The 8529-nt window shown below is 68.1% G+C and carries 7 protein-coding genes and 2 pseudogenes; 4 read left to right on the top strand and 5 right to left on the bottom strand.

What is annotated here, in order from left to right; all coding sequences use genetic code 11:
• Nucleotides 1-437 (top strand): WD40 repeat domain-containing protein (locus MJ797_RS24780; RefSeq protein ID WP_374582940.1); only part of this gene is annotated, 437 nt, incomplete at its 5' end.
• A 111-nt stretch (nucleotides 438-548) separates the two neighbouring features.
• On the opposite strand, the gene MJ797_RS24775 is transcribed toward MJ797_RS24780, so the two are convergent.
• The 3 genes from MJ797_RS24775 to MJ797_RS24765 all read right to left on the bottom strand — a co-directional run bounded on the left by MJ797_RS24775 (nucleotide 549) and on the right by MJ797_RS24765 (nucleotide 2758).
• Nucleotides 549-1073 carry a helix-turn-helix domain-containing protein gene (locus tag MJ797_RS24775; RefSeq protein WP_239341831.1) on the bottom strand — a complete coding sequence of 175 codons (525 nt, stop codon included), beginning with the start codon at nucleotides 1071-1073 and terminating at the stop codon, nucleotides 549-551.
• Nucleotides 1074-1277: 204 nt separating this feature from the next.
• Nucleotides 1278-1439 (bottom strand): hypothetical protein, encoded by a 162-nt coding sequence (locus tag MJ797_RS24770; RefSeq protein WP_239341829.1) that lies wholly within the window; start codon nucleotides 1437-1439, stop codon nucleotides 1278-1280.
• Nucleotides 1440-2074: 635 nt separating this feature from the next.
• Nucleotides 2075-2758, bottom strand: a complete 684-nt coding sequence (locus MJ797_RS24765) for a transposase (RefSeq protein ID WP_239341826.1) — start codon at nucleotides 2756-2758, stop codon at nucleotides 2075-2077.
• 298 nt (nucleotides 2759-3056) lie between these two features.
• On the opposite strand from MJ797_RS24765, the pseudogene MJ797_RS24760 reads away from it, so the two are divergent.
• Nucleotides 3057-3302: pseudogene (locus MJ797_RS24760) on the top strand (integrase core domain-containing protein); the annotation flags it as partial.
• Between the two features lie 614 nt (nucleotides 3303-3916).
• On the top strand, nucleotides 3917-4966 hold the full coding sequence (locus MJ797_RS24755; RefSeq protein ID WP_239341820.1) for a hypothetical protein: 1050 nt from the start codon (nucleotides 3917-3919) through the stop codon (nucleotides 4964-4966).
• Nucleotides 4967-5136: 170 nt separating this feature from the next.
• On the opposite strand, the pseudogene MJ797_RS24750 reads toward MJ797_RS24755, so the two are convergent.
• Both MJ797_RS24750 and MJ797_RS24745 read right to left on the bottom strand, forming a co-directional pair.
• Nucleotides 5137-5477 (bottom strand): annotated as a pseudogene (locus MJ797_RS24750) (DUF86 domain-containing protein).
• 19 nt (nucleotides 5478-5496) lie between these two features.
• The gene (locus MJ797_RS24745) at nucleotides 5497-5787 is read right to left on the bottom strand and encodes a nucleotidyltransferase family protein (RefSeq protein ID WP_239341817.1); all 291 of its coding nucleotides are present in this window, start codon (nucleotides 5785-5787) and stop codon (nucleotides 5497-5499) included.
• Nucleotides 5788-6205: 418 nt separating this feature from the next.
• Here MJ797_RS24745 and MJ797_RS24740 point away from each other — a divergent pair.
• Nucleotides 6206-8529: N-6 DNA methylase (locus MJ797_RS24740; RefSeq protein ID WP_239341814.1), on the top strand; the 2324-nt coding region annotated here is incomplete at its 3' end.

Below are 8529 nucleotides of genomic sequence, written 5' to 3'. Positions count from 1 at the left end.
GGTTGTGGGAAGTGGCGACCGGACGGCAGCTGCGCGAGCTGACCGGCCACCACGGCGCGGTGTCATCGGTGGCGTTCTCCCCAGACGGGGCGACCCTCGCCAGCGGCGGCGACGGGGGGTCGGTGCGGTTGTGGGAGGTGGCCACCGGGTCGGCTTTGGCAACGGTCGTGCAAAGCGGCCAGGGAGGGTGGATAGTCGTTCTGCCTGATGGGGCGTACAAGACCTCAGGCGGCGGGGTCGGTTCCGTGCTGTGGTGGGTAGTGAAGCTGCGTCGCTTCGAGATGGGCGAACTCGACGGCGTCGGTTCCATCCGTCGGCTGGAACCGCTGGAGCCCATCCCCGGTCTCGGCCACGCGCCACGGAGCACGGTACAGGCTCAAGAGCGCACCCAACGCCGGCTGTTGTCCTGGATCCGCCGCCGAGGCGCTCCCTCCTGACGTCCTCCCTACCCTGAAGGACAGGGATTCCTACCATGCGGCTCACGCCGCACCTCGCGGGCCCTGCTGGGCACCAGGACGCAGGTGCCGAGTAGCGCGGAGAACATCTGGTCAGCCTTCGGTCTTCTTGCGGGCGGCTTTCAGCGCAGCCCGGGTCTCGCCGGGGCTGACGTCGTAGAGGCCGAGACGCTCGGTGTCGGCGACCATGTCAGCGAAGGCGAGAGCGGCGGCGTGGCGTTGGCGCCGACGGTACTCGAGGAGGTCGTCGAGGCGGACCTTGCGGTGGCGGCTGGGCTTCTCGAACGGGATTACGCCGCTCTCCAGCAGCCGAACCAGGGTGGTGCGGGAGATCCGGAGCAGATCGGCGGCTTCCTGGGTGGACATAGTCAGATGGTGCGGGGCCACCGTGACGGCCAGGCCCGCCTTCATTGCCGCGGCGACCTGCACAAGGACGTCGAACATCGGCTCGGGAAGTTCGACGCTGTGCCCATCCGGGCCGGTGAGCCGAGGCCGCGGGTCGGCGGTCTGCCGGCCGCGGTCGCGAAGCGCGGCCAGGAAGTTGATGATCTCGCCCGTGTCCTCGTCGGGCAGGTACGTCTCGTCGTGGAGCGGTTCGGTTCGGTTCGATGAGGTCATGAACGGCCTCCAAGACGATCGTCGCGATCGACATGCTCGTTTCGCTCGATTCTATGTCGGCGGCTTGCTGCTAGCTATCCGCCGACGGACACCGCGCCCCCAGCACGAACGATGCGCCCGACGTCCGCGCGCCATTGGACCAGCGCGCCGGGACTCTCAGGCCCCGAGTCCAAGCACGGGTGCGTAGTCGCGGCGGCGATCCGGTTAGGTGAGGATCTCGACGCTGTCGATGGCCTGGTCGATCGCGCCAGGGAGCTGGCCGAGCGGGCCGTCGGACCGGTGTCCGAGGCGGGTGAGGAGGACTCGCAGCCGCGGATCGCCGATCGCCTCGATCAGCGCACGGGTGAGGCGTTGCGCGCCGAGCACCTGGATATCGCGGGAATGAAAGCGGCGCGACGCCGGGTCGACGGGCTCAGCCAGTCCAAGCCGGTTCGTGGCGGCGGCGAGGTGACTGGCCGCCGCGCACGGTGCCGCTTCGCGTTCCCGCCACGGCGTCGCACTGAGAGCAGGGCGTGCCCCAGCCCCGCGACGCGGCGTCCCCTATTGCCGGTCGCTCTTAACGTCAAGCTCGCACAATGCGAACGCTGTCTGGGTCGGCAAGCTCGCCAGCTTCATGATCGTGCCGGCCCGGAGGCGGTTACGACCAGGCCGGAAGCCGGCCGTGATCCGGCCGCGTGGCCTCATCCGGATGGCCCGGCTCGAAGCCCTCGCGGGCAGGACATTGCGGACCTGCGGCAGGCGCTCACCCTGCACCGTCAGACAGATATCGGATGGGTGACAGCGCCGGCGACGGTCAGATCGGGCGGAATCAAGCGGTCAAGGCGACACATGCTTTTCCAGCAGATCGTTGAACACTGGCCTGTTCTGCGCCCCGCGTCGACGGGTTCCGGCTTTTCCGGACAGATACCCTCGACGCTGGCGGTTCTTGAGTTGTCGGACGTTGCGGCCCTCGTGTTCACCGGTCCGGCTTGCCGGGGAGCCCGCGCCGTCGTGGTGTGTGTTCACACATATGACGTGCTGTGGGCAGATGAGGGATGACACGCCCGGCCTGGCCGGGTTCTGTGGTGTCCTGGCGTGGTCCTGGATTCATGGGTCTGGCGCGGGGCGAGGCCACCGGGGATTGGCAGGGTCGGGGCGTGCGCGCGGCCGGTGTGCTGGTCGTAGCCGGTGATGGCCTGCAGCAACGCGGAGATCCAGCCGGCGAGGATCGCCACCCACATCCAGACCCGGTTGATCGTCGGGTCGGCGGAGGGCAGGTGCCGTAGTCCCGCGCCGAGCTTGTGTTCCTTGATCCTTGTTTCGACGTCGGCGCGGCCGCGGAACCACCACTCGAGGGCGACGATCCCGTCGGGCTCGTCGGCGGGGATGTTCGTGACGAGGAAGCTGACGGCCCAGCCGTGGTCGGCGACGCCGTCGAGCATCAGTTGTAGCTGGCCGGTCGGGATCGTGCGTCGCAGCCGGGAGCGCGGGTCGGTGGAGACCTCGTCGGTGCGGACCTTCACCCGTCGCACGATCGTGTAGGTGCCGGCCGGGGCACCGGCCGGGGCGTAGTCGCAGGCGGTGACCTGCGCGCCGCGCATATCGCGGGCGTCGACCCACCGGTCTTCGGGGATGGCGGCATACGCCCGCCACAGCGCCTGGCTGCGCGGCGCGGCAATCGCGAAGTCGCCGCCGGCGGCGACCATGGCGCGCATGAACCCGGCCGAGAAGAAGCGCTGTCACACCGGAACAGTGGCGGCGCGCACACCGCATCAGGCAGCACCGCCAACGCTCGACGCATCAGGGCGGTCACGAACGGCCGCGGGTCCTGGTTGCCGGCGAGCAGCTGGGCCGCCAGCGTCAGCCCGGTGCGCGCCCAGCTGACCAGCAACGGCCGGCCGGCCCTCTTCTCGTCGTGGGTATAGGCGACACCGCGCTTCTGACGGCCGTAGACCTCCACCTCGGCCGAGTCGCAGTCCAGCGTGTCCGGCGCCGCGCGCGAACGCCTTCGCCGAACGTTGGGTGCGCACCGTCCGCGCCGCGTGCCTGGACTGGACCTTGATCTGGAATCGGCGCCACGCGGAACAGATCCTGTCGATCTACGTCGAGCACCATAACACCGCTCGGCCCCACCACCGCCTCGCCCTCGACATGCCCGATCGGCCGGCCTCAGCCGGCGATCCGAGCGGCCCGATCAGACGCGCCAACCGCCTCGGCGGCCTCCTCCACGAATATCAACGAGCCGCCTGATCAAGCACCTGACCAGCGAGATCGCATACTTGCACCCTTCAGGATGCGGGCAGGTAGCTTGCCGTCCCGGCGCACCCCAGAATCGGCGGCCAGGACGCGGTCGGCACGGGCCGGGTCGACGCCGCAGGGCCGTGGTCTCATGACGGTGCCACGACCGTCGACGAGGCACCTACATCAGCTCAAGGTGGTAACAACTCGGGCATCGATGTAGACATGCCCCAAAGGTTGTCATTAAGGTCGCAACGGCTGGGGGCCCAACCCGTGCGACCTCGCGGTCGCGTAGACACGACAACGGAGAGTTCATGCCCCTGTCCGCCCTCGCGCGACGACGCCGTGCCGCAGCTCGACCATCGCAGTCCCGGCGGCCCGCTGCGGTCATGCTCGGAATTGGCATGACGCTCTGCGTGGCCACCGCGTGTAACCCGATCAAGGTGCCCACATCCGCGGCTAGCCCTTCACCGACGCCGACGCCGACGGTTTCAGCGGTAACCACGCAGCCCGCTACCACACCATCGGCCTCCTCGTCGGCCTCCTCGGCTGCTAGTAGCACCCCGGGCGGGGCATCGCCCACCAGTAGCGGCAGCTCGACCAAGACCTTCATGGGCAGCAGCACGGTGCTGGTCGGCGGCTCGATGTCCGACGCCTCGATGTCCGCCGCTCCGTTCGACCTGCAGTACAGCTACGTGCACAGCCAGCCCGCACCTACACCGGCCGCGTACACGGCGGCGCGCTGCGATCCGGCATGGTCGAACTGGTGGGGGTGCTGGACCGGCCCCACCACCGCACCCGGTACTCAGATCACCGTGCGTGAGAACTCCGTGGCCAAGGCGACCTACCAGGGCAAGGCGCACCCGCAGGGGATGGTCTGGGACTGGTACTCCTTGATCGACGTCGCAGGTATGGCCGGCCTGAGTGAGGGCCCGGACGAGGTCAAGGTCATCAACAACGCCGACCTGCTCGGCAAGTACCTGAACGACTACCGGTTCTTCCTGCAGAAGATCGGCACGTCGCGGGACCTGATCGACCTTGAGCCGGACTTCTGGGGCTTCGCCCGATCGCTGGGCAATCTGCACCAGGTTCCGGCGCAGGTGAGGTCGGCGAACTCGACCGATTGCGGCTCCCAGGAGAACAGTGCCTCGGGCCTGGCCCAGTGCATGATCGCGATGACCCGTAAGTACGCGCCGAACGCCGGCGTGGGCCTGCACATGTCCTGCTTCGACTGGCAGAGCAACATCGAGAAGTGCAAGAGCGACTACGTCGACCTCGGCGCCAACGCCGGCGACTTCCTGGTCACCGACATCTCCGACCGGGACGCGGGCTGGTACGCCCAGCCGGCGCACGGGGGCAAGGACACCTTCTGGACCGACCAGAAGGCCGCCACCGCCCTGAGCTTCTACAAGACGATGGCCGAGGCGGTCGGCAAGCCGGTGCTGCTGTGGCAGATCCCGGTGGGAAACATGGCGCAGAACAACACGCCCAGCCACTACCAGGACGACAAGGTGGACTGGCTGTTCTCGCACATGACCCAGGTGGCCGATGCCCATGTCGCGGCCCTGCTGTTCGGCGCGGGATGGTCCGAACAGACCACGCCCGAGACCGACGGCGGCAACCTGATCAACAAGACGATCGCCTACCGCAACTCCGGAGGCGTCGCCCTCAAGTAGCCAGCACTAGGTAGGCGCTCACCTGCGGCCGGACCCGGCCCCCCAACCCCTGTCGGGACCGGGTTCGGCCGCATTCGTCTCGACCCCGACCGGGTGGGGTCTCACAGCCCCGATCCGCCCGGGACTATCAGCTTTCCGGCGGTTCCGGATCCAGGGCGATGTGCTCGTGGTCAGTGCGGCTGGTCGAGTTGGCTGGCGACGAGCGGGAACTCCGTCTTGAGGAGCGTTGTCAGTTGCTCCTGAAGTTCGCGCAGCGCGGTCGTGGCGATGCGCCACACGATTGACCAGTCGACGTCGAAGTATGTATGGACGGCGATGTTGCGGAAGCCTGTACGGATCGCCACGGCACATCCGGCCAGCGAGCACGGATCTCGGGTGAGACCCGCCCGGCCGCCTCGCCGATCACCAGCAGCTTCTGGAGAACAGCACTCTGGATCAGGTCGCTCGCTGCGAACGTGGCCTCATCGACGTCCTGGACGAACGTCGTCGCGGCCGCCGCCGCTTCGATCATGTCGACGAGATACAGCTCGTCACGCCGCATAGAGGATCCTCGCCTCCGCGAGCACCTGATCGCGGATGACCCACTTCAGCCGGGACTTGGGCACCAGGTCGACGCGACGTCCGACGATCTTCTCGAGCTCGTCTCGGAGATCGACGATCTCGAAGCCAAGCGTCGAGTCGGACGCCAGCACATACAGTAGGTCGACGTCTGAGGAACCGATATCGTCGCCGCGCGCCACCGAGCCGAAAACGGACAGCTCGGCGACGCCGTAGCGCCGGCACACTTCAGCAATCCGGCTGTCACGCAGGTCGACGGTCACCCGACCATTATCGCCCCCAGACAGGCCACGACCGCACGACTGCGGCACCGCCTCACGCGCGTTCACAGCGCGACGCCCGGCGGCGTCCTGCGTGTGCCGATGAAACAGATTAGGGCGTAAGCGAACTACGCACTTGATTGCGGCAGGGGACGTCTGCGAACGTTGCCGCCATGAGATCAACGGGTGCGGGGCGGCCTTGGCCGCCGTGGAAACTGCCGGGATGGCCCTGGGGGGATGGGCGGCTGCCTCGAGCCGCTCCGGTCGTGTTGGGTCTTGGATGGAGCCCGTCGCTGCCGGGCTCGGTGGCGGTTGTGCTCGTCACTGCCACTCTCATCGGGTTCCTGAGCTGGGTGGTGGGCAGCGACGCCCGCACGCGCCGGCTGGCTCGGCTGCTGCACTCCCGACGGGGTGACCAAGGATGACCGGTGAAGGGGCCGAACGGCTCGTGACCCGGGAGGAGATCGCCTCAGCAGCCGGCGTGACGACGCAGGCGGTCAGTAACTGGGCGCGGCGGTACACGAACTTCCCGCACCCGGTAGGTCGATCAAGCCCGCAGCGGTTCGCGGCGGTCGAGGTCGCGATCTGGCTCGACACGCATACGATCGATCGCCCGCGTCGACGGCCGGACGAAACATCGGGGTCGACGTTCGGTCACCGGTTCCGCGAGAGCCTGCGGCTGCCCCCGGCAGACGCGGCGGCCTCCGGTGCGGGCCACGGGGCCGCGTCCAGACGGCTGCTGTCGCCGCTGTGGCAGCAGCTCTCGACGATGTGGGATTCGGCAAGCACCGGAACCCGGGCGGAGCGCCTGCTGGCCCTAGCCTATCTTCGTCAGGCAGATCCCGAAGGCTGGGCCGCGCTGCGCCGCTCCTATGCGCAGGGCGCGGACATCGCTCAGCTTGAGGCGATGATGAAGGCCCAGCACGTTCACTCCGCCGGGCTCTGGGATGTGCTTCGTGATGTTCTCGGCAGCTTGCCGCCAGAACCGCGGATCCTGCATCTGGCCGGGGCCATGGAGAACGCGCTCGGCACACTGCCGGGAGCGGGCGTACCGGAGGCGGAGATCGGGCCGGTCGTCAGCCAGTACGTGCTCGACCAAGACGCGGAGGAACGCAGGCGCCCGGGGTCCGACTTCGTCACCCGGCCCACCGTCGCCCGTCTTGTCGCCGATCTGCTGGCGCCGCGTCCCGGCGAGCGGATCTACGACCCCTGCTGCGGCTCCGGGGAGCTGCTGATCGCCGCTGGACTACGGGCCCGGACCGGACGTACCGAGACCAGCGAGCCCGAGCAGGTCATGCACGGTCGGGCCCGCGGCGCACACTCCTGGCGGATGGCGAAGCTGATCGCCGCCATCCACGGCCTGCCCGCCGACCTGGGCCCGGGGCCAGAAAACGCGCTACGCCATCATGGCACGGGACTGCTCGGAAGCTTTGACGTCGTCCTGACCAACCCGCCGTTCAATCAGAAGGACTGGGGCGCGGAATTCGTCCGCAGCGACCGATGGGAGTTCGGCCAGCCGCCACGGGACGATGGCAATCTCGCCTGGCTGCAGCACTGCCTGTCCGTGCTCGACGAGCGTGGTCGGGCGACTGTCATCATGCCCACCAGCGCCGCTGCGAAGACCAACCCGCAGCAGCAGCGGATCCGTGGTGACATGGTGAACGCGGGAATCGTCCGCTGTGTCATCGCGCTACCCGCGAAGCTGTTCTCCGAGAGTCCCGTCGGAGTGAGCCTGTGGGTGCTCGATCGCCGTACCCGCCCTTGCCGCGACGAGGTGCTGTTCATCGACGCCACCCGCCTGGAGACAGGCGCGGTCGCCCACGACCGGCGCCATCAGCTCAGCGACACGGCCCATGCCACGATCGTCGGCGCCTACCAGACGTGGGCGGCCAGCCCACCCGGACAGTACGTCCCGGTGGACGGCGTCACTGCCACCGCAACCGTGCAAAAGATTGGGCAGCTGGACTACCGGTTGGAGCCGAGGCTGTATCTCCCGATGGTTCCGCAGTTCGCGCCCGCCACCGAGAGTGTCACCGTGACGGCGCACGCCCTTCATGAGGAGCTTGAGGAACTCAACCACCGGGTCGCGGACGCTCGCGAAACACTTCGCCGTCTTCTCACGGAACTAGGTCCGGATTCGTCGGCAGCGGACAGCCGGGGATCCTGCGAGCTTGGGACCATATGCGATGTGAAGACCGGGCCATCCGGCCGAAAATATCTTCCTCGAAGCCGCAAGTCGGACGCGGTCCCGCTACTTCGACCTCCCGACATCAACAAGCACCGCATCGCGACCGACGACCTTTACATGATCGACCGCGCGGCGGCCCGGAAGGATCTGGCCCAGTACTTGCTGCAGCCAGGAGACATCGTCTACAGCCGGATCGGGGACAGCGGCCACCGAGCCATAGTGGAGCCCGACCACGAGGGATGGGCGTTCGGAACCGCGCTGATCAGACTGCGGCCGACCGCGGACTGGCTTTCGGCCGACTACCTCTACTACTACCTCGGCACCCACTTGGTTCAGGACACCCTGGCCCGGCGGAGCGTCGGCGCGACGGTCCGTGCCCTCAGCGCCGACAGCCTCCGCCGCCTGACCATCCCGCGGCCACCCCATAACACCGACGCCCTCATCACCTATCTCGCCAAGTGCGACGAGGTGAGCGAGATCAGCCAGCGGATCGGGGAAGTCGTCACCCGCCTTCGAGACCTGCTCGCGGACCACTCCATCGCCGACGCGGCACGACT

This window comes from Protofrankia sp. CiP3 (assembly GCF_917627345.1).
In the GTDB taxonomy this organism is placed as follows: domain Bacteria; phylum Actinomycetota; class Actinomycetes; order Frankiales; family Frankiaceae; genus Protofrankia.
The sequence above is the reverse complement of the archived record's forward strand: the minus strand, read 5'-3'. Positions and strand labels throughout refer to the sequence as shown.